The 23,526-nt window shown below is 58.8% G+C and carries 26 protein-coding genes; 10 read left to right on the top strand and 16 right to left on the bottom strand.

Annotated features, from left to right (window positions below; all coding sequences use genetic code 11):
• From CORTU0001_RS11730 to CORTU0001_RS06380, 3 genes are all read right to left on the bottom strand, one after another.
• Nucleotides 1–308 (bottom strand): hypothetical protein (locus tag CORTU0001_RS11730; protein ID WP_157749121.1); only part of this gene is annotated, 308 nt, incomplete at its 3' end.
• A 41-nt stretch (nt 309–349) separates the two neighbouring features.
• Nucleotides 350–1,642: a hypothetical protein gene (locus tag CORTU0001_RS06375; RefSeq protein ID WP_005328335.1), complete on the bottom strand. Its 1,293-nt coding sequence runs from the start codon at nt 1,640–1,642 to the stop codon at nt 350–352.
• A gap of 867 nt (nt 1,643–2,509) precedes the next feature.
• Nucleotides 2,510–3,589 (bottom strand): GNAT family N-acetyltransferase, encoded by a 1,080-nt coding sequence (locus CORTU0001_RS06380; protein ID WP_005328338.1) that lies wholly within the window; start codon nt 3,587–3,589, stop codon nt 2,510–2,512.
• A gap of 104 nt (nt 3,590–3,693) precedes the next feature.
• Between CORTU0001_RS06380 and CORTU0001_RS06385 the strand changes: the two genes are divergently transcribed.
• Together CORTU0001_RS06385 and CORTU0001_RS06390 are read left to right on the top strand one after the other, a co-directional pair.
• On the top strand, nt 3,694–4,245 hold the full coding sequence (locus CORTU0001_RS06385; protein WP_084771657.1) for a TetR/AcrR family transcriptional regulator: 552 nt from the start codon (nt 3,694–3,696) through the stop codon (nt 4,243–4,245).
• Nucleotides 4,246–4,470: 225 nt separating this feature from the next.
• On the top strand, nt 4,471–5,064 hold the full coding sequence (locus CORTU0001_RS06390; protein WP_005328341.1) for a Type 1 glutamine amidotransferase-like domain-containing protein: 594 nt from the start codon (nt 4,471–4,473) through the stop codon (nt 5,062–5,064).
• Between the two features lie 46 nt (nt 5,065–5,110).
• Here CORTU0001_RS06390 and CORTU0001_RS06395 read toward each other — a convergent pair whose 3' ends face one another.
• From CORTU0001_RS06395 to CORTU0001_RS06405, 3 genes are all read right to left on the bottom strand, one after another.
• Entirely contained in the window at nt 5,111–5,590 is a 480-nt protein-coding gene (locus tag CORTU0001_RS06395) for an MFS transporter (protein WP_050776590.1), read from the bottom strand.
• Nucleotides 5,591–5,777: 187 nt separating this feature from the next.
• A complete protein-coding gene (locus CORTU0001_RS06400) occupies nt 5,778–6,224 on the bottom strand; it encodes a DUF2871 domain-containing protein (RefSeq protein ID WP_005328347.1) in 447 nt (148 codons plus the stop codon).
• A 252-nt stretch (nt 6,225–6,476) separates the two neighbouring features.
• Nucleotides 6,477–7,106, bottom strand: coding sequence for a DJ-1/PfpI family protein (locus CORTU0001_RS06405; protein WP_034668385.1), 630 nt, complete (start codon nt 7,104–7,106; stop codon nt 6,477–6,479).
• 76 nt (nt 7,107–7,182) lie between these two features.
• Here CORTU0001_RS06405 and CORTU0001_RS06410 point away from each other — a divergent pair, with 76 nt between their 5' ends.
• Nucleotides 7,183–7,611 carry an OsmC family protein gene (locus CORTU0001_RS06410; protein ID WP_034668387.1) on the top strand — a complete coding sequence of 143 codons (429 nt, stop codon included), beginning with the start codon at nt 7,183–7,185 and terminating at the stop codon, nt 7,609–7,611.
• 112 nt (nt 7,612–7,723) lie between these two features.
• Entirely contained in the window at nt 7,724–8,716 is a 993-nt protein-coding gene (locus CORTU0001_RS06415) for a DUF1906 domain-containing protein (protein ID WP_005328353.1), read from the top strand.
• A 2-nt stretch (nt 8,717–8,718) separates the two neighbouring features.
• Here the strand turns inward: CORTU0001_RS06415 and CORTU0001_RS06420 are convergent, their stop codons facing one another.
• The 6 genes from CORTU0001_RS06420 to CORTU0001_RS06445 all read right to left on the bottom strand — a co-directional run bounded on the left by CORTU0001_RS06420 (nt 8,719) and on the right by CORTU0001_RS06445 (nt 14,770).
• Nucleotides 8,719–9,687: a hypothetical protein gene (locus CORTU0001_RS06420; protein WP_005328354.1), complete on the bottom strand. Its 969-nt coding sequence runs from the start codon at nt 9,685–9,687 to the stop codon at nt 8,719–8,721.
• A 93-nt stretch (nt 9,688–9,780) separates the two neighbouring features.
• Nucleotides 9,781–11,424, bottom strand: a complete 1,644-nt coding sequence (locus CORTU0001_RS06425) for a solute symporter family protein (RefSeq protein WP_005328355.1) — start codon at nt 11,422–11,424, stop codon at nt 9,781–9,783.
• Nucleotides 11,424–11,771 (bottom strand): DUF485 domain-containing protein, encoded by a 348-nt coding sequence (locus CORTU0001_RS06430; RefSeq protein ID WP_005328356.1) that lies wholly within the window; start codon nt 11,769–11,771, stop codon nt 11,424–11,426. Before CORTU0001_RS06430 ends, CORTU0001_RS06425 begins: the two co-directional genes overlap by 1 nt.
• A 290-nt stretch (nt 11,772–12,061) precedes the next feature.
• The gene (locus tag CORTU0001_RS06435) at nt 12,062–12,925 is read right to left on the bottom strand and encodes an aldo/keto reductase (protein WP_005328358.1); all 864 of its coding nucleotides are present in this window, start codon (nt 12,923–12,925) and stop codon (nt 12,062–12,064) included.
• A gap of 69 nt (nt 12,926–12,994) precedes the next feature.
• Nucleotides 12,995–13,354: an FKBP-type peptidyl-prolyl cis-trans isomerase gene (locus CORTU0001_RS06440; protein WP_005323855.1), complete on the bottom strand. Its 360-nt coding sequence runs from the start codon at nt 13,352–13,354 to the stop codon at nt 12,995–12,997.
• 123 nt (nt 13,355–13,477) lie between these two features.
• A complete protein-coding gene (locus CORTU0001_RS06445; RefSeq protein WP_005328359.1) occupies nt 13,478–14,770 on the bottom strand; it encodes a citrate synthase in 1,293 nt (430 codons plus the stop codon).
• 160 nt (nt 14,771–14,930) lie between these two features.
• Between CORTU0001_RS06445 and serC the strand changes: the two genes are divergently transcribed.
• The 3 genes from serC to CORTU0001_RS06460 all read left to right on the top strand — a co-directional run bounded on the left by serC (nt 14,931) and on the right by CORTU0001_RS06460 (nt 17,870).
• Nucleotides 14,931–16,049: a phosphoserine transaminase gene (serC, locus tag CORTU0001_RS06450; protein ID WP_005328360.1), complete on the top strand. Its 1,119-nt coding sequence runs from the start codon at nt 14,931–14,933 to the stop codon at nt 16,047–16,049.
• Nucleotides 16,050–16,161: 112 nt separating this feature from the next.
• Entirely contained in the window at nt 16,162–17,037 is an 876-nt protein-coding gene (gene sepH, locus CORTU0001_RS06455; RefSeq protein ID WP_005328361.1) for a septation protein SepH, read from the top strand.
• A 2-nt stretch (nt 17,038–17,039) separates the two neighbouring features.
• The gene (locus tag CORTU0001_RS06460; RefSeq protein ID WP_005328362.1) at nt 17,040–17,870 is read left to right on the top strand and encodes a DUF6928 family protein; all 831 of its coding nucleotides are present in this window, start codon (nt 17,040–17,042) and stop codon (nt 17,868–17,870) included.
• Here the strand turns inward: CORTU0001_RS06460 and CORTU0001_RS06465 are convergent.
• Genes CORTU0001_RS06465 through CORTU0001_RS06475 form a run of 3 tightly spaced genes read right to left on the bottom strand, consistent with a single transcriptional unit; the run spans nt 17,831 to nt 20,768 of the window.
• Nucleotides 17,831–18,637: a TrmH family RNA methyltransferase gene (locus CORTU0001_RS06465; RefSeq protein ID WP_005328364.1), complete on the bottom strand. Its 807-nt coding sequence runs from the start codon at nt 18,635–18,637 to the stop codon at nt 17,831–17,833. The two genes, CORTU0001_RS06460 and CORTU0001_RS06465, sit on opposite strands and share 40 nt — an antisense overlap.
• Nucleotides 18,638–18,646: 9 nt before the next feature.
• Nucleotides 18,647–20,050, bottom strand: a complete 1,404-nt coding sequence (locus tag CORTU0001_RS06470) for an NCS2 family permease (protein WP_005328366.1) — start codon at nt 20,048–20,050, stop codon at nt 18,647–18,649.
• A gap of 49 nt (nt 20,051–20,099) precedes the next feature.
• Nucleotides 20,100–20,768 carry a DUF3027 domain-containing protein gene (locus CORTU0001_RS06475; RefSeq protein ID WP_005323869.1) on the bottom strand — a complete coding sequence of 223 codons (669 nt, stop codon included), beginning with the start codon at nt 20,766–20,768 and terminating at the stop codon, nt 20,100–20,102.
• Between the two features lie 38 nt (nt 20,769–20,806).
• On the opposite strand from CORTU0001_RS06475, the gene CORTU0001_RS06480 reads away from it, so the two are divergent.
• Both CORTU0001_RS06480 and CORTU0001_RS06485 read left to right on the top strand, forming a co-directional pair.
• On the top strand, nt 20,807–21,571 hold the full coding sequence (locus tag CORTU0001_RS06480) for a glutaminyl-peptide cyclotransferase (protein WP_005328368.1): 765 nt from the start codon (nt 20,807–20,809) through the stop codon (nt 21,569–21,571).
• 6 nt (nt 21,572–21,577) lie between these two features.
• The gene (locus tag CORTU0001_RS06485; RefSeq protein WP_005328369.1) at nt 21,578–22,156 is read left to right on the top strand and encodes a DUF2771 domain-containing protein; all 579 of its coding nucleotides are present in this window, start codon (nt 21,578–21,580) and stop codon (nt 22,154–22,156) included.
• On the opposite strand, the gene CORTU0001_RS06490 is transcribed toward CORTU0001_RS06485, so the two are convergent.
• Nucleotides 22,153–22,533, bottom strand: a complete 381-nt coding sequence (locus CORTU0001_RS06490) for a cold-shock protein (RefSeq protein ID WP_005328370.1) — start codon at nt 22,531–22,533, stop codon at nt 22,153–22,155. The genes CORTU0001_RS06485 and CORTU0001_RS06490 overlap by 4 nt on opposite strands.
• A 321-nt stretch (nt 22,534–22,854) precedes the next feature.
• On the opposite strand from CORTU0001_RS06490, the gene CORTU0001_RS06495 reads away from it, so the two are divergent.
• The gene (locus CORTU0001_RS06495; RefSeq protein WP_005323876.1) at nt 22,855–23,484 is read left to right on the top strand and encodes a resuscitation-promoting factor Rpf1 domain-containing protein; all 630 of its coding nucleotides are present in this window, start codon (nt 22,855–22,857) and stop codon (nt 23,482–23,484) included.
• The last annotated feature ends 42 nt before the right edge of the window (nt 23,485–23,526 follow it).

Consider the following 23,526-nt stretch of genomic DNA (forward strand, 5'->3'; position numbering starts at 1 on the left):
CCTTCGATATCTGGAAACTCAACCATTTCCGACAAAGATAAGAGCAGATCGATGATGGAATCTCGCAGACGATCTTCTTTCGCTTGCAGAGCCTCGACGACCTTGTCGGCATTCTGTATCTTGAATCCGCTGCTAAAATCGATCAAGTGGAGCCCAGCAGTTTCGAAAGCTTCGCCCCCGAGGTGGCGAAGCAACAGCGAACGCTGCGCATTCTTGTAATACGTCGTATACGCTATAGCTTGCTTGAGCGCTTCATAAGCATGCGGATCAATCCGCTGACTTGTCCGAGGGTTTCCAGAAGTGGTCACATGAACAGGATAGATGACACCCCCACACGGCCATCAGTTAGCTAGCTTCCAAGGTTTTCGTCTGGTTGCTCTTCATTGTCGGTAATATCTTTCTTGGTTGCTGTCCCCCGCTGCCCCGTGGATTCCTTTGTGGTTACGGAAGCCTGCCAGGCCCGTGCGACCTCCCCCAGCTGGCCGTCAATGTACACACGCTGACCAACGCCGCGACGTATCTCCATCGCATCATCATCTTCGAAGCGAGCGAGAAACGCATCCAGCGAGCCGAGGCGAGCCTCCGCGCTACGGCTGTCTTGGAAACTCCGTTGTTGAATCGAAGCCTGTCGGAAGAGGTATGTGGCTAGAACACCTGCTCCCACACCAATGATCGCCCGCAGAATGCCACGAACAACATCTGCGCTGGATACCGCGTCTTCCAAGGCCGTCCGGCCTGCAAAATAAAGCGAAACCGCGCTAATGATCGTGACAACTCCTGCTGCTGTCGTAAATCCAAGCCACAGATTCTTAGCTTCTTCAGCCCGCTCCCTGAACATCCGGGCCATGGCATCTTCAGCCACGTATCCCGAGACAGCCTGGGTGTCCTCGATCAAATCATCGAGCTCTGCTTTTCGCGTTCGGATGTGCTCCAGCATCGTGTCGAGCTCGTCGTTCGCCCTCGTCTTCTGCCTGTCAATCTCAGAATTGTACTGGCTCTGAAGTGTCGTGATCTGATCGTCGATGCGCTTCTTCCCGGCCTCAACGCCGTCGTTGATCTCCTCCTCGAACCTGTCAGCCACCTCGTCGATTTGCTGACGCAGTTCGTTGAGATCTTTTTCTGCGGCCTGCTTGTTCTCCGCAATCGCATCGGCGAGGCGCTCCCCTTCACTCTCCAGCCGCTCGACAGCCGCCTGACTCCTGTCGAGAAATCCAGCGACCCGCTCACGCTCATTCGTGTCAGCCTCCTGCTGCTGTTCCAAGAATTGAACCGGCCGGAATCCCAATCTGTGAAGGGTTGAGAGCAGATCGTCTGCGGCCGTGTTCGCCTTAGCAAGTTCTTCGTCATAATCAGCTTCGTCGTCCCACTTGATCGACTGCAGCTGAACCAAGATGGAGCTTAAGGCCGCCTTCAGCTCATCAAGGAGAGGGCGACTGGCCAGTTCCTTGGGCACCATGCCCAGATAGAGCCTCGTAACACCGACGACAAGCTCAATCCTCCCGATGATGCCGCTAGCCAGACCAGGCAACCCTGCGTATGAGGGATCGAAGGTCTTGCTTAGCTCTGACAACCACTCATCGATGTCCCCCAGCTCCGCCCACAAGGGATGATCGTCGAACATATCGGTAGCGGTATCACTCAAATCGAACCCCTCGTTGTCACTTAATCCTTGGAATGAGCTTACGTACGACCCTTAACCATCCAGCAGCAATGTCGAACGTAAGTACTATTCTACCCTTTCGCGAGGCCCGAGCCAACCACCTTCAGTCCCCGAGGGGGTTCTTCCGGGTTTTTGAGGGGACCTCAGCTGGCGTAAGCCAATTCCTGGTGGCTGCTGCAATTCTTTCTCCCTTTGGGTAGCGGTTTTAGAACTAAATCATCAGGACCGTGGAATTAAAATGGAACTGGGGCGCGTTGGAGATGGTCAGGAAGTTACCGAAAGCCTCCTGACGGAGTCGGATGGCTAGAAGACCCCCATTCATGCTGACTGAGTTCGGCGTGAATGGGGTTTTACTTTGCTCCGCGGGGTCCGCGACAAATTCCGAGAACGTGGCAGGCGTTCCTTTCTGGTAACAACGAGCGAAACTAAAGCGAGGAGGTGGCACACTCGATTGAGGTGGCTATTGCGTACCTCCTCGAACGGTGCAGGGGACGTCTTGGAGGTTCCGCGGCGGTTGGCGAAACGGGGGTCGGAGCGGGTGCCGAGGCGGGGCGTGGTTTGCCTGGTGAACGCGGTAGCGTGGAACATTCTGGGCGAGGCCGTGGAACACCGGTCGCAAGGGTGTGGGGTTGGTGCTGGTGGAGGAGATTTCTGAAGTCCCCGAGTTCGAAGAATCTGGTTTGATTGTTCGAACACCCCTCAACACACCAAACGCTTCCACTTGCAAAAATAGTTGAGGCGTTTTGCGTTGTGCAGGGACTGCCATCAGAGACCTGCGGCCGGAAATGTGACTAGAATTCGCTACCCGCTAAGGCATCCAACCGCTGCTCATTTCAAATCAGACGCCATTCATTGGCTTATGTTCTCGGAGGCAAGCCGCGCGTAAACGAGGGTATCGGTCCATTCACCCTTGCTAAACCAGTCCTGGACGTGATGCGCTTCGAGCCGGAACCCAACGCGGTTAGCAAGTGCTGCGGAGGCACTGTTTCGGGCGTCCATCTGTGCGGTAATGCGGTGGAGATTGTAATGATCAAACCCGAGGGCAAGTACCGCGCGAACGGCTTCACTGGCGAAGCCTTGTCCACCGTGCGTTGGGTTCAGCACCCACCCGATCTCGCCCTGTCGGTGCACCTTATCTGTGAGCCATAGTGCGACGTCCCCGATCGCGATACCTCCATGTTCGATAACCAACGCGAGCGCAGCAGTCTCACCATCGAGGTCAGTTTTTGATTGCCGCTCCGTAAGCTTGTCACGGGTAACTTCCACAGTCCATGGTTCGTCCAACAGGTAACGAGCAACGTCAGGTCGCGAGTACAGCTCGTGAAGCCATGCGACATCGCCCATCTCATGCAGACGGAGTCGAAGTCGTTCTGTCACCAACGGCCACTTGGATGCGGGCACGAGATCGCGCTGGTAATGGAACAACTCTTCGCGCTGTCCTGCGGGCGTGGTCCCTACGCCTCGTCCGGTCTCGCGGAATCCCGCCGTCGTCAAGCAGTGCTGGGAGGCCTTGTTTTCCGGAAGCGTGCGTGCCGTCAGGGTTCGAAGTCCACTGGTGCGCGCAAAGCGTGATGCCAGTTCCAAGCCCCGACGGGCATGCCCACCCCCTCGCGCACCGGGATGAATCCAGAATCCGACCTCTGCAGCCTCGGAGCTGACATCAAAGAGAACCATGGAACCCACGAACTGGTCGGTCTCGGCGTCGGCAAGTGCAAGGACTGCCAACGTGCCGGACGAGAGGCCCGTCGCAACCTCGTCACAGATCATCCGTCGCACGGACTCGGGGGTGTAATCAGGTTCAGGCAGATGAGCGAAGCGCCGCACAGCTTCGTCTTTTGTGCCTGTTGCATACGCGTCTGCGTCCAGTTCGGAGAGAAGGCGTAGGCGAGTGTTCTCAAGAGCGATCGGAAGGTTGGTAGCATCCAGCATGTGCCAAAACTAACATAGTTTGGATAGTTGGTTCAAGCATGTTTGGTTAGGCTGGTGGGGTGAGCTACTGGGAACATCGGAAACCTGTGCAACGCCATCGCGCCGTGGATATTGCGGAAGTTGCAAGAGCATCGGGCAGACTGTTGGACGAAGGTGGTTTGAAGGCACTCACCATGAGGGCTGTAGCGCAACAGGTGGGCGTCGCCCCAGCTAGCCTGTACTCCCGTGTGGAGTCGGTAGACGACTTGTTCGACCTTGCTCTCGATGTAGTGCTTGCAGACGATCCCTTGATGTCCGAGTCGATCAACAACGCCGACCTGCCCGCCCTAATGCAAGCTTTCTTCACGCACCTCACGACCCACCGGTGGGCCGGTCAGGTCATCGGCATGCGTGCCCCCAGAGGCCCTGCTTACCTGGCCCTTTCTGAGCGTATGTGCGTGCTGCTTGAACGAGAGGGAGTCCCGGATCCGTTGGGAACTGCCTACCGGTTATCAAACCTAGTGATCGGCGCCGCCCTGACCGCGCCCATGGCGCCCGACGAAAAGCGTGTTGCCATCAACCCCGAACAAGCGCCGACTTATGCGCGCCTCCACGCGGCGCACCACATTAGCCCACAAGAGATCCTCTCCGAGGGCATCAAGAAACTTTTGTCTTGACGGAACCATCCCATTTCGGGCAGCGGCAGTGTGAGGAATACTCAGAAATGGCGAGAGGAAGCTCAGCTGGGCCAGTAGTGGAGTAGCCGGGCTAGGGATTACTCGACTGCCCCCCATGTGAAGTCTCGAGACATCGTTCCGATCGGCGTCTCGAGACTTTTCCGATTATTCAATACTCCGATCTTGCTGCCCCAAGCATATAAGGCGCTCACGTAGACTACGTCTATGCACTTACTCCTCGCCTCATACCTACACCCAGAAATCAGCAAATACATTTCGGGTCGAGTGCTGTACATCGATGATGCTGCCGCGGGAATGAGCCAAGCCCCGTTCGCCCAAACAGAGTTGACAACCATTCGCAATGCGGCAGAGGAACTAATCCCCTTAACCGTGGCGCAGGCGCAACCGAGCGACATACGCAATGAAATCAACTTAGCCGACTGCATCTATGTTGCGAGCGGCGAGGCATTCCGTCTCCTTGATGCGCTGAGACTCACTGGTACCGACCACCTGCTAGTTGAAGCGGTCCAGAACGGCACGTTTTACGCTGGAAGTTCTGCCGGCGCAATGGTTGCAGGACCTTCAATCGAACCGGCATCAATCATGGACGATCCGCGGACGGCACCGCAGCTCACCGACCACACAGGACTAAATCTCACTCCGTATGTCATTATTCCCCACGCCCAAGGAACAACTGGTCCTTATTCTATAAACGTCATCAGTGAAACTGTTGCGCAGTACGGACAAGATTGGAATCTCCTACTGCTGAGGGATGGGCAAGCCCTCTTAGTTGAAGGTGGAAAAGCTATGCTCATCTAATCCGCCCAGGAAAACAACAGACTTACACTAACTTTCTGGCAATAAATCAGTTCGATTGCTCCATGGAACTGCTTTCGTTCGCGGCCCGGAGAACCCGCATCGCACTTATAAAGCCCAACGCAAGGAATGCGGACGCAGCAAGAAGGGAGTAGCGGGCGGCGTCGATCATGCCGTCGCTAAGCGCCTGAACCACAACGCTGGTCTGCTCGCTAAAGGGACTATGCCCGCCTTGAACGCGCAGTTCTGCAATAGCGGAACCAGCTGATTGGCGCGTTGCTTCTGCTATGCCAGCGGCACCCGGCCCCATGATGCCGGCCTTCTCCAACGTCTTCGGCAGCGTTAGCCCAAGGGCTATGGGAAAGACCGACCCAGAAACCGCGGTACCCAGCGCCGAATCGACCTGGCGAACCGTACTCTGGGTGGCCGAAGCCTGACCGGAACTATTCACTGGAATCTCGCTGAACACCGTGCCGGTCACCTGCGCAGACGCAAGCCCTAAGCCCAAGCTGTAGAGCGTCAATGGCAAGGCAATGATCCAACCGCAGCCACGGCAGAAATGAACGCTTGCGACCCCAGCTATCGGCAATCTTTCCTGTGGTCTACAACAGCGCTGCAAGGAGGACCGCATACAAACTAGTACCCCAGTGCGCCTGAGTTAGGTTCAGTCTCGCCGTGGAGGCACTGTGCCTATTCAGTAGCCATCTCGCTCATCTTTAGTCACCTGCTACGGGTTGGGCCTTAGCCTCTTGAGCCTCGCTGATGGCATTGCCTAGTGCTGCAATGAATGCAATCAGGCCAATCGTAATGAGGATATGACCAAGACCAGCGATCCCGGAGAGCATTGCAGTGGACTCCTCCCCTAGGACAGTCAAGCATCCGTGCCAGATCATGACTCCAACGGTGACGACCACGCCGACGTTATACAGCCAAAAGAACGCATTGAACTGACCACGATTGCGTGACAGCCCAAAGACCTTCTCCAATACCAAGAAGATAAGGCTCATCATGAAACCGAGCGCTAGCAAGTGAGTATGCGCCACGCTCAACTGAGTGAACTCACCCGCGGGGAACTCATTGGCACGCGTGAATTCGCGGTAGAAGACCCCGGCTCCCAATCCCAAGACAAGGTAGAAAATGGATGCCCAATACAAAGCCCTCATGGTCATTCTCCTTCCCAACCGCTACCACGGCCGGAGTAGCGATGAATAAAATATTCTAAGGACTTATCTTTCTACATCTGTTGCGGCTTTGAATCGCAGGGCTGGTTGAAACTGCAATCAACCAGTTGGTTGACTATTAGGTCCGGTAGCTTAATATTCAAAAGCCTGCGCCGGGAAATACAAGCGCTGAATGCCAGGCCGTTTTGTTTCAGCAAGAACCCGAATCGTTGAAGTGGTCTTCGGTAACTCCAGCTAGTTTGAACAGGCCCACGCCTGAACCTTATTCATATGTTCAACGAAGGCCGCTTCTGTTCTTTGCTCATGCAATTGAAGCCAAGCGTCCACGACATCATCTGGGTAAACGCCCGCCGCGCGCAATACCGCCGCGGTGAATGGCACTGGAGCCAAGCCTGATGCTGTGATCACTCCGCGATCAAAAACTGCATCTTCTTCTTTATATCCATCGATGTTGGCGTACTTCATTGATGCAAGGAAGCCTCGCGCATTTGAAGTGTGTTGGCAGTGGTCAAGCACCCCAGCACGAGCAAGGGCCAAAGTTCCACCACAGATTGCTGCCAAGAGCACTTCATTCTCTTTTAAGACATTAACCGTCTCCAACAGCTGTTCGTGCCCGTCAAAGTATGTATCTGCTCCTGGCACCACGAACGCCGCAATATCAGTCCTATTCTGGACGTCCTGCAAGGTCAGGGCTGGAACCACCTCGATTCCGCCCTTGGAGCGAACGGCTTCTAGCGATTCGCCAACAAACAAGACCTTGAAGCGATCCGGTACTTGGGCCTCAGCTTCAGCTACCTGGGTTGTGAGGTAGGCATACTCCCAATCAGACATAGTTTCCGTTGCGTAAATAGCAATGATCTTCATGGAACTCACAATACGCAGGATTTCCAATAAATATTAGAAACTCGAACGACCTGCTTCCTCGCCTTAAACTGGCCACATGTCTGAAGTAATGAAGCAATACGCCGTAGACCTCACCCGCCTCGATACCGCCATATACCGCGCTACCAATGCTGCCGGAGCCAGCATTGAGTTTGGCAGTGGTGAGGGGCGCCTCTCCCCTGTTGAACTCTTGCTCGCAGCCGTTGCGGGGTGTTCGGCGGTGGACGTGGATGTGGTGACGTCACGGCGTGCGGAACCAGAATCTTTTGATGTGCATGTGGAAGGCGACCGCGTCAACGAGGACGGAGCGTCGCGCCTGTCGGAGGTTCGCGTGGGCTTCGATCTATCATTCCCGGATACACCCGAGGGCAACCAAGCACGCAAGCTGGTGGATAATCTGGTTCGCATCTCCCATGAGAAGGACTGCACGGTATCACGCACGGTTGAGAACCCTACGCGAGTGACGTTTAGCAACGACTCGAAATAGCGCCACTAAGTAAAACGCGACATGCGGTTGCGTTCCAGCTAGGGCTCTAGACCTCCTGCTATGGTGCAGTTGTTAACTACTGTGACAAATGTGATTACTGCAGGAGCTCTACATGTCACCATCTTTCTCTCGTCGCGGCCTCTTTAAGGTCGGCGCTCTCGCCCTGACCGCAGGCGCTATCGGTGCTGCCGGTCCAAATGCGGCAGCACTCGGACCCGTGCGCGGCACTATCATTGATTTCTCCGCCGGCGTACCTTCCCCGCAGGCAATTAAGAATGCCGGTCACATGGGCGCGATTCGCTACGTCTCCGACAAGCGCCCCGGCGCTGCGTGGATGACCGGCAAGCCGGTAACTCTCAAGGAAACTAAGGCCAATGCAGCAGCAGGCCTGCCCACTGCGTCGGTATACCAATTCGGCCGGGCGGAAACAGCCGATTGGAAGCAGGGCGCAGCAGGTGCTGCAATTCACGCACCGAAGGCGATTGCGCTGCACAAGAAGGCAGGCGGCCCCACCAAGCGTCCGATCTACATCGCTATCGACGATAACCCCACCCGCGAGCAGTACACCCGCCAAATCCGCCCGTACCTGCAGGCGTTTTCCAAGACCTTGGAGCTGGCCGGCTACCAGACAGGTGTCTACGGCAATTACAACACCATTGAGTGGGCGATCCAGGATGGCATCGGCAAGTACTTCTGGATGCATGACTGGGGTTCCAACGGCAAGATTCACCCGCGCACCACTATCCACCAGCTGCCGCACGGCAAGCAGCAGACCATTGGCGGCGTCATCGTAGACGTAAACGAGGTCTACGCCGAAGACTGGGGACAGTGGACGCCTGGCAAGTCCGCGGCACCTGCACCGGCAAAGAAGCCGACCACCAAGAAACCACAGCCAAAGCCTAAGCCGCAGACCACGGCCCCGAGCAATGGCTCGTCCGACCTGGTAAATCAATTGAGCTCGCAGCTGCAGAGCAAGCACCCAGAGCTACCGGAACTTCCGCAGGTCACCGCCAATGGCGTGACCTTTAATGGCAAGACGTTGAGCAACGATCAAATTCGCCAGCTAGCGAAGATCGTCGCAGAGACAGTCTCTAAGGCGCGGTAGTACTACTTCTTAGAGGGCTCGGAGGTTTTCTCCGAGCCCTTCTTTTTGTCTGCGGACTTCTTTTTGGACGTGGTGGATTCGCTAGTGGGCTCCTTGGACGGGGACTTTTCCTTCTTGTCCTTGCCGGATTGCTCGTCCTTGTCCTTCTTGTTGGAGGACGTGGTAGAGGTCTCCGAGGTGGAAGTCTCGATCGGTGGTACGTCTTCGCCGTCTTTGTACTTGAGGAAGCGCTCGGTGGCCTTGCCCAGATTCTTCCCCGTCACCTCATCCTTGACGTAGTCGGTGAGGTCATCGGATGAGCCGGTGATAGAGGCGGCGGCGACGAAGTTCTCACCAAAGGAGACCGAAGAATTGATGGACTTGTCATTGGACCAGCCCCACTTGCTGCCCACCACATTGGAGAGCTTGGCGGTGCCATAGTTTTGTTGGTACCCATCCTCCGAGATGGGATCGGCATGCGCCATAGCTACGAGCACCGGGTGGGTTTCATCGCGGTCGATGAGCTGCGAGATGAAGCTGGCTACGTCATACGTGGAGGTTTGCGAGTAGCCCCATTGCTCGCCCGCCTTGGTGGATTCGAGGTGGAATTCATCGGCAATCGCGTCGATGGAATCCGGGTACTTATCAAAGAGGTCTTCGGCGGACTTATCGGAGGAGCTAGCGATCATATCCAGCGCCTCATATTTGTCTTCGTACTCGCCCTTTTCCATGACGTAGGTGGCGATATAGAGCTTGATGAGGCTGAGCGCCGGGCGGGCCTCGTGTTCCGAGGCAGAGCCCATGTGCATGCCATCATGCAGGCGGATATAGGTAATTGAATGACCCTCATCGCCCTCCAGGAACTCATTGGTTTCCGGTGGGACGTCGCGGTTGGTGTCTGTTGCTTCCGAGGGGGCGTCGGCAAGCGCGTCGCTTTCACGCTCGCTATTGCTGCACGCGGTGGTGGTCAAGGCGAGCATGCATACGGCCAAAGCGGCACCAGCCTTAACTGATGCCGCCTTGCGGTTCAACGACGTTTTAAACACGTCGATATATGTTACCGGTTGAGTGCACTATCTAGGCAATTAATGCTGCACGGGTGCCTCCACGCCCACGCCGGTAAGGGAGCGAACTTCCATCTCTGCGGAAAGCTCCTCAAAGTTATCCGGCTTGGTCATGATGGATACCAACCAGCCAACGAAGAAGGACAGCGGAATGGAGACCAAACCCGGCGAGGAGAGCGGGAAGATGGCCCAGTCCGCGCCTGGGAACATGGAGGTCTCAGAACCGGAGACTGCCGGGGAGAAGAAGATGAGCACCAGGCAGGACACCACGCCGGTGTACATGGAGGCCACCGCGCCCGCGGTGTTGAACCGGCGCCAGTACAGGGAGTACAGGATGGTCGGCAGGTTGGCGGAGGCCGCCACCGCAAACGCGAGGGAGACCAGGAAGGCCACGTTCTGGGTCATGGCCAGGATGCCCAAGATGATGGAGACGATGCCAAGGACCACCACAGTGGCCTGGGAGACGCGGACCTGCTCAGCCTCGGTGGACTCGCCGTTGCGGATAACCGCGTGGTAGATATCGTGCGCAATGGATGCAGAGGCGGTAATGGCCAGGCCAGCCACCACGGCGAGCACGGTAGCGAAGGCCACGGCGGAAATAATCGCCATGAAGATGGAGCCGCCGATCTCGAGCGCGAGTAGTGGCGCTGCGGCATTGGCGCCGCCCGGGGCGTCGAGAATGCGGTCCGGACCCACCAGTGCTGCCGCACCGTAGCCCAGGACCAGGGTCATAAGGTAGAAGGCACCGATAATAACGATCGCCCAGGTAACGGAGCGGCGCGCCTCGGTAGCGGTGGGCACGGTATAAAAGCGCATCAGCACGTGCGGCAGGCCGCCCACGCCGAGCACCAGGGAAATGCCCAAGGAAATAAAGTCCAGCTTGGTGGCGGTGGTGGCGCCGTACTTCAGGCCCGGAGCCATGATGTCCTTGGCCTCGTAGCCCTTCTCTTTAATCTGCTCGGAAGCGGCATGCATGTCGATGGCGTTATTAAACAGGGTGCTAAAGCCGCCGCGCAGGGCAATGAAGACCAAGAAACACATGATGACCACGCCGGCTACCAGGAGCACGGCCTTGATCATCTGCACGTAGGTGGTGCCTTTCATGCCGCCGACCAGGACGTAGACAATCATGAGCACGCCCACGATGCCCACGACGAGGGCCTGCCACTTGAACTCATGGATATCCAGCAGTACCGCAACCAAGGAGCCGGCGCCGGCCATCTGCGCGATGAGGTAGAAGAGCGTAACAAAGAGGGTGGCGATAGACGCCGCCACGCGCACGGGCTTTTGCTTCAGGCGGAAGGACAGGACGTCCGCCATGGTAAAGCGGCCGACGTTACGCATGGGCTCGGCAACGAGCATGAGTGCTACCAGCCAAGCAACGAAGAAGCCTACCGAGTACAAGAAGCCGTCGTAGCCGTTGAGTGCCACCGCGCCAACGATACCCAGGAACGATGCAGCGGAGAGGTAGTCACCGGAGATGGCCAGGCCGTTCTGGCGTCCGGAGAAGGTGCCGCCGCCGGTGTAGAAGTCCGAGGCCTTCTTCGTGGTCTTTCCGGCGCGCAGCACCACCGCCATGGTGATGAAAAGGAAGATGCCGAAAATAGAGATATTCAAGATGGGATTGCCGGCGGAAGATTCTGCGGCGAGGGTGGTGGTAGTCATTAGATGCCCTCCAGTTCTTCACGGATGGCGGCCGACTTCGGCTCGATATTCTTATTGGCGTACTTCACGTAAATCCACGTGATGATGAAGGTGGTAAGGAACTGGGCCAGGCCGAAGACTAGGCCGATGTTCCATCCGCCGCCGAGCTCGGTTGCCATGAAGCCTGGGGCGAAAACGGCGGCAAGAACGTAGACCACGTACCACACGAAGAAGGCCACGGTCATAGGGAAGGTAAAACTCCGGTAGGTGCGGCGCAGCTCGCCGAATTTGGCGGAGTCGCGCATCGCGATGAACTCGCTACCGGTGGGTTCGCGGCGCGAGACAGGAGTTGCAGCTACGTCACTCATAGAGCATCGTCTCCTTGGGTGAGAGGAACTTAGGTCACACGAGATAGTGTGTTACTGCTCACTATCCACGCTGATTTGTAAGTTACAGAACATTTTCTGCAAGGTTGTAAACTCTGCCAAGAAAACCTTCCGCTCCCCCACCCTTTCAACCCCATAGGCTTCACTGAACTGGAATAACATCTTTAGCAAACTACCCCCGAGGGAAGAATTTTTTACCCCTTGTAAAGATTGTTAACAACCGCTTGGCAAAAGAAAAAGCCCCCGTGAGGGGGCTTAATCTGTGGTTGACGCTACTCTTCGCTGCCCGGGAATTCGCGCGGGTCATTGAACATACGGCCAAAGCCCTCCTGGCCCTCAAGGGCGTCGATGGCGGATACTTCCTCCGCCGTGAGCTCCAGCTCGGTGGCGGCCAAGTTTTCCTTCAGGCGCTCGGTGCGCGCGGACTTCGGGATGACGGAGATGCCCTTGGACATGAGGTACGACAGCACAACCTGACCCTCGGTCGCCTCGTGGTCAGCCGCAGCCTGCTCAATCACAGGGTTATTGAGCACAACGCCGCGCGCCAGCGGGGCCCATGCCTCGGTGACGATGTCATTGTCGTGATGGAAGGCGCGCAGGCTGGACTGGGTAAAGCCCGGGTGGATCTCCACCTGGTTGAGCACCGGGGAAACGCCGGTGGTGGAAATCAGGTCCTTGAGCACGTCCTCATAGAAATTGGCCACACCGATGGACGCAATCTGCCCCATACCCTGCAGGCGGGCGATAGCCTCAAAGGTCTCGTTGTACAGGCCACCCTGCGGCCACGGCCAGTGGATGAGATACAAGTCAAGGTAGTCCAGCTGCAGATCCTTCAGCGACTGCTGGAATGCCTCTTCCACCTTGTGCTCTCCCTGATGGGAGTGCCACACCTTGGAGGTAATAAAGAGCTCATCGCGGGTGACGTCGCCGGCATCCATTGCCTGCTTCAGGGCGGTGCCTACCGCCTCTTCATTCTTGTAGAGCGTGGCGGTATCGAAGTGGCGGTAGCCCAAATCGATAGCCTCGCGGATAACGCGGATGCATTCCTCGTCATATAGCTTGTACGTACCCAAGCCCAGCTGGGGCATTTCGCGGTCATCATTGAAAGTTACGGTTGGCACAGTCATGCCCTCCATTGTGCCGCAGTTTTTCTGACCGCGCCGAAAACGACGAAACCCCAGGGCGAACCCTGGGGCTGAGCGCTTTTAGTCGGCGCGGATGAGGTCAATAATAAAGACCAAGGTGCGGCCGGACAGCGGGTGCGCACCACCGGCGGGGCCGTAGGCCTTTTCCGGCGGGATGATGAGCTTGCGGCGACCGCCCACCTTCATTCCCGGAATACCCTCTTGCCAGCCGGCGATGAGACCGGTCAGCGGGAACTCAATGGACTGGCCACGGTCCCACGAGGAATCGAATTCTTGGTTGGTCTCGTATTCAGCGCCGACGTAGTGGACCTCCACTACGGCACCAGGCTGCGCCTCAGCACCGTCGCCGACGACGATGTCTTCTACAACAAGGTCGGTCGGCGCTGGGCCAGACTGGGCTTCAATAACAGGCTTATCCATGGGGATTATTCTCCTTGGGAAATCTAGTTTGTTCGTGCGGTCGCATTAAAAACCGAACCGAGCTGCACCTATTATAGGTGCTACCACCCGATTCGGCTTAATTCGACAGACCCGCGGGGCGCTTTAGCGCTCGTTGCGCGGGGTAACCTTACGCAGGGACTCGCCGGTGTAAATCTGGCGCGGACGGTTGATCTTGGTGTTGATCTCCAGCTGCTCGCGGTACTGTGCAATCCAGCCCGGCAGGCGGCCGATGGCGAAGAGGACGGTAAAGAAGTCCGTCGGGAAGCCCATGGCGCGGTAGATCAGGCCGGTGTAGAAGTCCACGTTCGGGTAGAGCTTGCGGGAGACGAAGTAATCGTCATTCAGCGCAATATCTTCCAGCTTCATGGCCAGATCCAGCATCGGGTCGCCGCCCAGGTGCTCGATGATCTCGTGGGCGGTGTCCTTGACGATGGCCGCGCGTGGGTCGTAGTTCTTGTACACGCGGTGGCCAAAGCCCATGAGGCGAACGCCCTTTTCCTTATTCTTCACGCGGTTCATGAAGTCGGTAGCGTCACCATCGTGGTTGTTCTGGATATCTTCCAGCATCTCCAGAACGGCCTGGTTTGCGCCGCCGTGCAGCGGACCGGACAGGGCGTTGATGCCGCCGGCGATGGAGACGAACATATTGGCCTGAGCGGAACCAATCATGCGCACGGTGGAGGTGGAGCAGTTCTGCTCGTGGTCAGCGTGGAGGATAAGCAGCTTATCCAGGGCCTTAGCTACAACCGGGTCCACCTCGTACTCCTCGGTGGGGTAGCCGAACATCATGCGCAGGAAGTTCTCGCGGGCGTTCAGGCTATTATCCGGGTACATATAAGGCTTACCCTGAGAAGCGCGGTAAGCATACGCAGCCAGCATTGGAACCTTGGCCAGAAGGCGGACGGTGGCCTTATCCAGCTGCTCCGGGTCCAGCGGGTTGAGCTGATCCTGGTAGTACGCGGAAAGGATGTTAAGGGAGGAAGCCAGCACGGCCATTGGGTGCGCGTTGCGCGGGAAGATATTGAACGCGGCCTTGAAGTCCTCATCCAACAGGGTGTGGTGGCGGATTTCGCGGTTAAAGTGACTGAGCTCTTCCTCGTTAGGCAGATGACCCTTGATCAGCAGGTAAGAAACCTCATTGAACGTGGCGTTTTCCGCCAGGTCCGCGATATCGTAGCCGCGGTGGCGCAGGATGCCCTCTTCACCGTTAATGAAGGTGATCTTGGACTCGGTGGAACCGGTGGAGGTATAACCAGGGTCGAAGGTAACGAGCCCGGTCTCGTTACGGAGCTTGGAAATGTCAAAGCCGGAGTCGCCCTCGGTGGACTGCTTGATGTCCATCTCGTACTCGCCGCCTGGGTACTGGAGTACTACCTTGTTGTCTTCAGAAGCCACGGAAGTTCCTTTCTCTATGTGAAGAGTCACTATTAAGCACTAACTTAAGGAAGCTAGCTTGATACCTCTTCACACTTTAGCAAACTTTGTGACGCCGCCAACAGGATTTGGCCGGCTAAAATAACTGCCGTTCGACCGGAACTGTTCTACACTGACTTACATGAGCACACCCGAACTTACGCTGCCTGCCGACCTCCTGCCTGCCGACGGCCGCTTTGGCTGCGGCCCCTCCAAGGTTCGCCCCGACCAGCTTGCGGCCATTGACCCCGCGGTCATGGGCACCTCCCACCGCCAGCCGGCGGTAAAGAACCTCGTAGGTTCGGTGCGAGAAGGCTTAAGCGCTCTCTTCTCCCTGCCAGAGGGCTACGAGATTGTCCTTTCCCTCGGCGGCGCCACCGCCTTCTGGGATGCTGCCGCCTTCGGGCTTATAGAGCGCCACTCCGCCCACCTCACCTTTGGCGAGTTTTCCACTAAATGTGCCAAGGCCGCCGCGGGTGCACCCTGGCTCGATGCCCCATCCATCGTGGAGTCCCCTGTGGGCACCGCACCCGACCCGCACGAACTTTCTGCGGAAGCGGACGTCGTCGCTTGGGCACACAATGAAACCTCCACCGGCGCGATGGCAGAAGTCACCCGCCCGCACCCCCGCAATGATCAGCAGCTGGTGGTCGTGGACGCCACCTCCGGCGCGGGTGGCCTACCCGTAAACATCTCCGATACGGACGTCTACTACTTCTCGCCGCAAAAGTGCTTTGCTTCCGACGGCGGCCTGTGGCTCGCCGCCATGTCCCCCGCCGCACTGGAGCGGATTGAGAAAATTAACGCCTCCGAGCGCTATATCCCCACCTTCCTCAACCTGCAGACGGCAGTAGATAGCTCCCGCAAGAACCAGACCTATAACACCCCGGCAATCGCCACCCTGCTCATGTTGGATAACCAGCTCCAGTGGATGAATGCCAACGGCGGCCTGGACGGCATGGTTGAGCGCACTACGGAATCCTCCACCACGCTGTATAGCTGGGCCGAATCCCGCCCGGAGACCACTCCCTTCGTCGCGGAGCCTGCGTCCCGCTCGCTCGTGGTGGGCACCATCGACTTCGCCGAGTCCGTCGACGCCGCGGCGCTCGCCGCCACCCTGCGCGCCAACGGCATTCTGGACGTGGAGCCGTACCGCAAGCTAGGCCGTAACCAATTGCGCATCGGCATGTTCCCGGCTATTGAGCCGGCCGATATCGCCAAACTGACCCAGTGCATCGATTACGTCTTGGATGCGAATTAACGCATCACCCCCAACATGCCCCGCCGCCTCGCAGGCCGCGGGGCTTTTTCGCGTTATAGTTGAATGCATCACAGATTTGTCCGCCGTCGATAGGCAAAAGGAGCGCCCTATTATGCGCGAGCTGTTCCCAGTTGACAGCGAGTCGACCGAAACCTCTTTGGTGCTGCGCACCGAAGACGGCGAAGAGTTTTTCCTCTCCATCACCGATGAGCTGCGCGAGGCCCTGCAGGGCGAGCCGGTAGAAACCCCGGAAGAGGAACCGGCGGCTCCGGCCATCAGCCTGGCCAAGCCCACCAAACCGGAACCGGTGGAAGAGACAAAGATTCGCCCGGCGGAGATCCAAAACCGCATTCGCGCCGGCGCCTCTGCGGCGGAGCTGGCGGAAGAAATGGGCGTGCCCGAATCTCGCATCGAGCCCTTCGCCTACCCGGTCATGCTGGAGCGCAACCGTATCGCGGAGATTGCCAAGCAGGCACACCCCGTCCGCGAGGACGGACCGGCCAAGCTCACCTTGTGGGAGGTTCTGGCCACCGCCTTTGCCGCCCGCGGGCACTCGCTCTCCGAGTCCACCTGGGACGCCTACCGCCACCAGGGCGAGGCCTGGATCGTGCGCGTGACGTGGAAGGCCGGCCTGTCCGAGAACGAGGCCGAGTGGTACTTCAAGCAGTCCATGTCCTCGCCCGCCACGGTGGAAGCGCGCAACTCGGTGGCCGCGGACCTAACGGACCCCGATTTCGTGCAGCCGGTGCGCTCGCTAACTTCGCTGGGCAGCGGCCGCTATGACGAAGCTATCGATGGCGACCAGCCCAGCAACGTCACCGACCTCACCGCGCCGACCACCCCTCCGGAAGAGCCGGAGGAAGAGGAGTTCCTGCAGAACCCCTCGCCAGAAGAAAAGCCCACCAAGCGCCGCCGCAAGGCCGTCACCCCGCATTGGGAGGACGTGCTGCTCGGCGTTCGCTCCAATACCAAGCGCCCTAGGGACTAATCGTGGACATCTCTCACGCTGTACTTACTCTCTGGTACATCTCTCAACCTAATGCGGAAGAGGTATTGAAGACCGAGCCCAAGGCGGATCGCGGTTTTGGGCGGAAATTCCTCGCCCAGCTGGACCCGACCTTCCCGGTCACGCCGATTGGCCAATTCCCGCTCAACCGCTCCGCACAGACGGATCCGAACGAGTACTACATCGGCGGCTACCCCGGCATCACCGTGGTGCAAACGGTCTGCGAGGGGGATTCTGTTCTCCTTTCCCAGCTGCCGGACACGCTCCTTAATGCGGTGCCGGCCCAGCGCGTCATTGCGCTGGCGAGCAATGAGAAAGAAGGCTACGCCGGCTTCGCCCTGTGGGAGGGCGGCGAGCTCAAGCGCTGCCTGTGCGCTACGCGCGAGCACCTCTACGAGGACACCGGTCTGCCCGAGCCTTTCGAGGCGCCCTACTGGGCAGGCGAAAAGTATGAGCCGCTCGGCGGTATCTCCCTGCCCTTCGAGCCGCAGGGTATCATGGAAGCGGCCCAGGAATACTGGCTCGGCATCGAGGTGGGTCACGATGGCCCAGACCTAGACGTTGTGGGCTACGCCGTCGATGGCCGCCCAGAGCCAAAGATCGACCCGCCGAAACCCAAGCGATCCGTGGGGGAACTAGCCGCACAGTCGGCCAATAAGCTGGGCCTGAACGACTATGACGACTACGAGGACCACAGCGCCGAGCCGGAATCCACCGGCGAGGAAATCATCTCCACCGCCAAGCACTTGGGCTCGCTCATCGGCAATTGGAGCGCTCAGACGTTTAAGTCGCTCAAGGAGCGCTGGCGCTCATAAAAGGAAATGGCGGCGGCAGTCGCCACATTAAGAGAATCGGTGCCAGGGGCCATCGGTATGCGTGCGCGTATATCGGTGGCCTTCATTGCATGTTCGGTAAGGCCGGGGCCCTCCGCGCCGACGAGCATCGCCACCTTATCCAGGCCGTGCATGGCCTCGGCCAAGTGCACCGCCTGGGGGTTGGGGGTGAGGGAAATGAGGGTAAAGGAGGCGTCGGCAAGCGCCTGCAAGGAACGCTGCCAGGTAGTAAACCCGCCTTCTAAATGGGCAAAGGGCAAGCGCAGCACGTGCCCCATGGACACGCGCACCGAGCGCCGGTAGAGCGGATCCGCGGCACCGGAGCCCAGCAGCACCGCATCCACGCCCATGCCGGCGGCATGGCGGAAGATGGCGCCGATATTTTCATGATCGCCCACGCCCTCGAGCACGGCGATGGTCTTGGCGGTCTCTAGAATCTCGCTTACCTCCGGCTCCGGGGCGCGGTCCGCGGCGGCGACCAGCCCGCGGTGCATATCGAAGCCGGCCACCTCCGCCAGGGTCTCGCGAGAGACCTCGTAGATGGGGCACTCGGGTTCGCCGTACTCGGAAATATAGGCCTCTACCTTCTTGGGAAAGCCCACGAGGCGGCGCATGGGGAACCGGGATTCGGCCAGCCGGGAGACCACCAGCGGGCCCTCTGCAATGACGAGACCCTCGCCGGACTTATCGGATTTGTTGAGGTTCCGAATATCGTCCAGGCGAGGGTCTGCGGGGTCAGTAATCAGCATGCCCTTAGGCTAGCCGATGGCATTGGAAATCGGATCCATGCCAAAGAAAATCACGAAGAGGCCAGCCAAGAGCCACATGATCCAGTGCACATCCTTGGCCTTGCCGGCGAAGGTGGACATGAGCGCGAAGGAGATGAAGCCCACGCCGATGCCGTTGGCAATGGAATAGGTAAACGGCATGGTCACAATGGTGAGGAAGGCGGGGATGGCGATCTCCATCTTGGTCCAGCGGATCTCGGTCAGCTGCGCGGCCATCATCACGCCCACGATGACGAGTACCGGAGAGGCGGCCTCGATGGGCACAATTTCATAGAGCGGGGTCAAGAACATCGCGGCGAGGAACAGCACGCCGGTCATGAGGTTGGCCAGGCCGGTGCGGGCGCCATCGGCAATGCCAGCGGAGGAATCCGCAAAGACGGTATTGGAAGAAGCAGAGCCCAGGCCACCGGCCACGGCGCCAAAGCCCTCGACGACGAGGGCCTTTTTCATATCGGGGAGGTTGCCGTCGGCGTCGACAAGCTTGCCCTGCTTGCCCAGGCCGGTCATAGTGCCCATCGCATCAAAGAAGTTGGTCAGCAGCAGGGTAAAAATCAGCAGCACCGTGGAGACCACGCCGATCTTGGTAAACGCGCCCACCAGGTTCACATCGCCCACGATGGACAGATCCGGAATGCCGCCGAGTGCCTCCGGCTTCACGGGCGCGGCCATGCCCCAGTCCTCGGAGCCGGTAAACGCCTGGATAATAAACGCGATGATGGTGGTAAGCACGATGGCGATAAAGAGCCCGCCCGGCACGTTCCGGATGACCATGAAGGAACAGATAATGAGGCCGATGACAAAGACCAGCGCCGGCCAGGTAGAAATTGAACCATTGATGCCCAGGCCCACCGGCACGGTGGTGTGCGCGGCGTCCGGCACGCGGGTGACAAAGCCACCATCCACGAGGCCAATCATGGCGATGAACATGCCGATGCCCACGCCCATCGCCGCCTTCATGGACTGCGGGATGGCGTCAAAGACAGCGGTGCGGAAGCCGGAGATGGCCAGCAGGACGATGATGATGCCCTCGATGACCACCAGGCCCATGGATTCTTGCCAGGTCAGCCCGCTGGTGGCGACCATGCTCACGCCCACGAAGGTATTCATACCCAAGCCTGCGGCCATGGCGAAGGGGTACTTGGCAATGGCGCCGAAGAGGATGGACATGACGCCGGCGACCAGCGCGGTGGCGGCGGCGACCTGTGGCACGCCCAGCGCGTAGCCCTCCGCATCCTCAGTGGTGCCGAGGATGAGCGGGTTCAACAGGATGATATAGGCCATGGCGAAGAACGAGACCGTTCCCGCGCGTAGCTCGGTTCCAATGGAGGAACCACGTTCAGAGATATGGAAGTAGCGATCGAGAGTGGCTTTCAACGCCTGCGCCTTTCACGTACAGCGAGTCTTACGCCATAAGTGTGCTGCCTTAATCCTCGATTTCAAAATCCTGGAAGATGGGCTTTTCATCATCGAAAGCCGCTTCCGGCGTCTTTTCTTCCCGCACGCGCGTCTGCGAATGCGCACCGCAGCCATAGCGCGAGTGCACCACCCGGCCGTCTGCCGAGTACTCATTGGCGCAGACGCCATAGTTGTCCAACAGCTGCACATAAAACGCGCAGGTGCGGCATTGCAGGCGCGCCTTGGCCGCCATGTCCGTGTTGGGGCCGAACTCGGTGCGCCAGCGCTTTTTGGCGTCTTCCAGGCCGGACTTGGAAAGTTTGTCACCGTCTAGCCGGGAATCATCCACGGCCGGTGGCATCAGGTCTCCGGGGCCAAGGTCGCCTGGTCGCACGCGGTCCTCATAGGGCACCCATTCCGGCGGCTGCAGGGCCTCCCCGCCCGGCACCAGCGCCACCTCATTGACGGTGACGTAGCGCGATCCCTCCGCGCAGGCGAGCACCGCCTGCCATTCCCAGCCGGGGTAGCCAGGCATTTCTGCTTCAAATCGGTGGGTAGCAACGTTTCGGCCCATCCCGGCGACGCCGATATGCTTGCCGACGCCCCCTTCCCCCACCTCATCCAACGCCTCGCGCGCGATGCGCACGGCGCGGGAATCGATCAACGGATTTGCTTTTCGCTTACTCACGCCCCTCATTATTCATTATGGAGCGCACGCGGTGGTACATATGGTGCATGTCGTTTCTTTCCCGCGCCGCCTGCATTCTCCTCCCCTGCACGCTCGTCGCCTGTTCCTCTACCCCAGCAGAACCCGAAGTAGAACACCTCTCCGTCGAGGTTCTCGGCACCGCTTCCCTGCCGCCCAATTCCTTTACGCAGGGCCTCGAAACCGATCCGGACGGCAACCTGCTCCTGGGCACCGGCCAATGGGGCGAATCCCGCCTGGAGCGCTTCTCCCCCGAATCCGGCGAAACCTTGGCCGAAACGCGCCTGGATAGCCGCTACTTTGGCGAGGGCATCACCCAAGCCGGCGATTCCATCTGGCAGCTGACTTGGAAGTCCGGCCAAGCCCTGAAATACGACCGAGACCTACGCCAGGTAGATACCGCCACCTACTCGGGCGAGGGCTGGGGCCTGTGCAATACCGGCGAGGAGCTCCTCATGTCCGATGGCTCCGCGACCCTGCGGCACATGGACCCAGAGACCTTCGCGGAGCGCTCCACTACCGACGTCACCCTGGAGGGAAAGCCCCTCGAAGACATCAATGAACTCGAGTGCGTGGGCGATGCCGTCTACGCCAATGTGTGGATGGATGACAACATCTACCGCATCGATCCCTCCACCGGCCGAGTAACCGCCGTCATCGCTACCGACGCGATTGATAAGTCCCGCTATACCGACCCCGATGATGTCCTCAACGGCATCGCACACATCACAGACGATGAGTTCTGGCTTACCGGCAAGCGGTGGGAAGAACTCTTCCACGTTCGAGTAAGGTAAAGGCCCATGGCAACCCGTAAGGAAGCAAGGAAAAAGTCGCTGCTGCAGATCTTGGCCCTCATCGTGGTCGTGGCGGTCATCGTCGCCGCCGTAGTGATCTTCCAAAACTGGTGGAACCAGCGCCCGGGTCCCGATCCCCGCGACATCAAGGTCACCGCCTCCGTGGGCGATAAGTCCATCGACGTCGCCCCGTACATTGCTTGCGAGCCCGGCTCCGAGTGCCCGGAAGGCGAGGTCCCGAACCTCACCGTGGGTGATGATGACACCCTCAAGCTGGATATCCCCGAAGAAATCTCCGACCACGAGTGGAAGATTCTTTCCATCTACGATGACCCCGCCGCCAACGATGAAACCGCGCACGGCGCGAACGAAACCACCGAGGTCTCGATCCCCGGCTCGGTAGACCCCATCAAGGCCTCTACCGGCAAGCTCCCCCGCCTCAAGGTGGTGGAGATTTCCTCCATGATGATCGGCACCGATGACAACGGTGACGAAACCCCTTTGGCCACCGTGTGGTCCCTGACCACGATGACCGATAAAGAACGAGAAGCCTCCGCGGAGGAATCCACGAAGGCTTCTAATTAGCTATCCAAATCCTTCGCGATTGCGCGGAGGATTTCTGCTACCTGGCGCCCAGTCTTGCGCTCCGGGTAGCGGCCGGAATTGAGCACCGGCTGAATCTGCGACTCCAGCAAGGTCATCACGTCAGAGACCATGCTGCCGAGTTCTTCCGGCTTGCGGGCCGGGGTGCGGCGACGCGGCTTATCCAATACTTTGACCCGCAGCGCCTGCGGACCGCGGCGCCCGGCCGCGAAATCGAAGTCGATGCGCTGGCCGGGGAACAGTTCCTCTACTCCCTTGGGCAGCACGTTGCGGCCAACATAGACGTCTTCATCGCCCGCGTTGCTGACGAAACCGAAACCTTTCTCGGCGTCATACCACTTCACTTTGCCAATAGGCATAGGTACCCACCTCTTCTCTAGGGGAAAATCTTTATTTTAGCCGCCTGGTCAAAACAACAGAAGTCGCGCACTCTGCCGCGACACACCCGCGTTACATGACATAGATCACATGGTGTCGCCCACCTGCGAAAATGCCCCCTCACCCACCACATTTGTCCCATTTCTTTCCCGTTTAGTGCCCATAACGTGACACTTTCGTTATAAACCGCTACGCTGTCCTCCAGACACTTAAGAGCCGTTAAGAAAGTTGCCCTCGCCCGCCCTTTCTTTTTGGTACATATTTTTTGCACTTAATGCGGGCACACAGAGAGGACTAACTACATGGGACGCCACTCCGCTAAGAACCGTATGGCCGCTAAGTTCACCGCCGGCACCGTCGCCTTCGGCGCTGCCGCTGCCATCATGGCACCGACCGCTTCCGCTGCTCCGGATTCCGACTGGGACCGTCTGGCACAGTGCGAGGCCGGCGGCAACTGGCACATCAACACTGGCAACGGCTACCAGGGCGGACTGCAGTTCAACCCGCAGACCTGGCAGGCCAATGGCGGCGGCCAGTTCGCTGCTACCGCTGACCAGGCTACCCGCGAGCAGCAGATTGTCGTCGCTGAGCGCGTGCTTGCTTCCCAGGGCTGGGGTGCATGGCCGGCTTGCTCCGCTTCCCTCGGCCTGAACTCCGCTCCGACCCAGCGCACCGCTCCGTCCGCTGCCCCTAAGGCTCCGGCCCAGGCACCGGCTCCGGTCAAGCAGGCTGCCGCTCAGAAGTCCGACGAGCTGGCTGTTGATGCTCTGTACAACACCATCAAGAACGCCGCTAACTCCTACGGCTTGGCACTGCCTGCACAGTTCACCGAGCTGTACAAGGCTAACCGCCACGACTTCAACAACTTCTACTCTGCCAACCGCAACATCATCGACCCGATTGCGCAGATGATTGAGAACATCACCCGCTAAGACATAGCGATAAAGGGCCCATTGCAATAGCAATGGGCCCTT

It is taken from the genome of Corynebacterium tuberculostearicum SK141 (assembly GCF_000175635.1).
GTDB classification, from domain to species: Bacteria; Actinomycetota; Actinomycetes; order Mycobacteriales; family Mycobacteriaceae; genus Corynebacterium; species Corynebacterium tuberculostearicum_C.

Coding starts and splice junctions, on each gene's coding strand:
- CORTU0001_RS06380 (WP_005328338.1), bottom strand. CDS start 3,589: ATGCTGGATGCTACCAACCTTCCGATCGCTCTTGAGAACACTCGCCTA.
- CORTU0001_RS06405 (WP_034668385.1), bottom strand. CDS start 7,106: ATGAAGATCATTGCTATTTACGCAACGGAAACTATGTCTGATTGGGAG.
- CORTU0001_RS06425 (WP_005328355.1), bottom strand. CDS start 11,424: ATGACTACCACCACCCTCGCCGCAGAATCTTCCGCCGGCAATCCCATC.
- CORTU0001_RS06475 (WP_005323869.1), bottom strand. CDS start 20,768: ATGAGGGGCGTGAGTAAGCGAAAAGCAAATCCGTTGATCGATTCCCGC.
- CORTU0001_RS06440 (WP_005323855.1), bottom strand. CDS start 13,354: ATGGATAAGCCTGTTATTGAAGCCCAGTCTGGCCCAGCGCCGACCGAC.
- CORTU0001_RS06480 (WP_005328368.1), top strand. CDS start 20,807: ATGTCGTTTCTTTCCCGCGCCGCCTGCATTCTCCTCCCCTGCACGCTC.
- CORTU0001_RS06390 (WP_005328341.1), top strand. CDS start 4,471: ATGCACTTACTCCTCGCCTCATACCTACACCCAGAAATCAGCAAATAC.
- CORTU0001_RS06410 (WP_034668387.1), top strand. CDS start 7,183: ATGTCTGAAGTAATGAAGCAATACGCCGTAGACCTCACCCGCCTCGAT.
- serC (WP_005328360.1), top strand. CDS start 14,931: ATGAGCACACCCGAACTTACGCTGCCTGCCGACCTCCTGCCTGCCGAC.
- CORTU0001_RS06485 (WP_005328369.1), top strand. CDS start 21,578: ATGGCAACCCGTAAGGAAGCAAGGAAAAAGTCGCTGCTGCAGATCTTG.
- CORTU0001_RS06415 (WP_005328353.1), top strand. CDS start 7,724: ATGTCACCATCTTTCTCTCGTCGCGGCCTCTTTAAGGTCGGCGCTCTC.
- CORTU0001_RS06495 (WP_005323876.1), top strand. CDS start 22,855: ATGGGACGCCACTCCGCTAAGAACCGTATGGCCGCTAAGTTCACCGCC.
- CORTU0001_RS06465 (WP_005328364.1), bottom strand. CDS start 18,637: ATGCTGATTACTGACCCCGCAGACCCTCGCCTGGACGATATTCGGAAC.
- CORTU0001_RS06490 (WP_005328370.1), bottom strand. CDS start 22,533: ATGCCTATTGGCAAAGTGAAGTGGTATGACGCCGAGAAAGGTTTCGGT.
- CORTU0001_RS06430 (WP_005328356.1), bottom strand. CDS start 11,771: ATGAGTGACGTAGCTGCAACTCCTGTCTCGCGCCGCGAACCCACCGGT.
- sepH (WP_005328361.1), top strand. CDS start 16,162: ATGCGCGAGCTGTTCCCAGTTGACAGCGAGTCGACCGAAACCTCTTTG.
- CORTU0001_RS06400 (WP_005328347.1), bottom strand. CDS start 6,224: ATGAGGGCTTTGTATTGGGCATCCATTTTCTACCTTGTCTTGGGATTG.
- CORTU0001_RS06435 (WP_005328358.1), bottom strand. CDS start 12,925: ATGGAGGGCATGACTGTGCCAACCGTAACTTTCAATGATGACCGCGAA.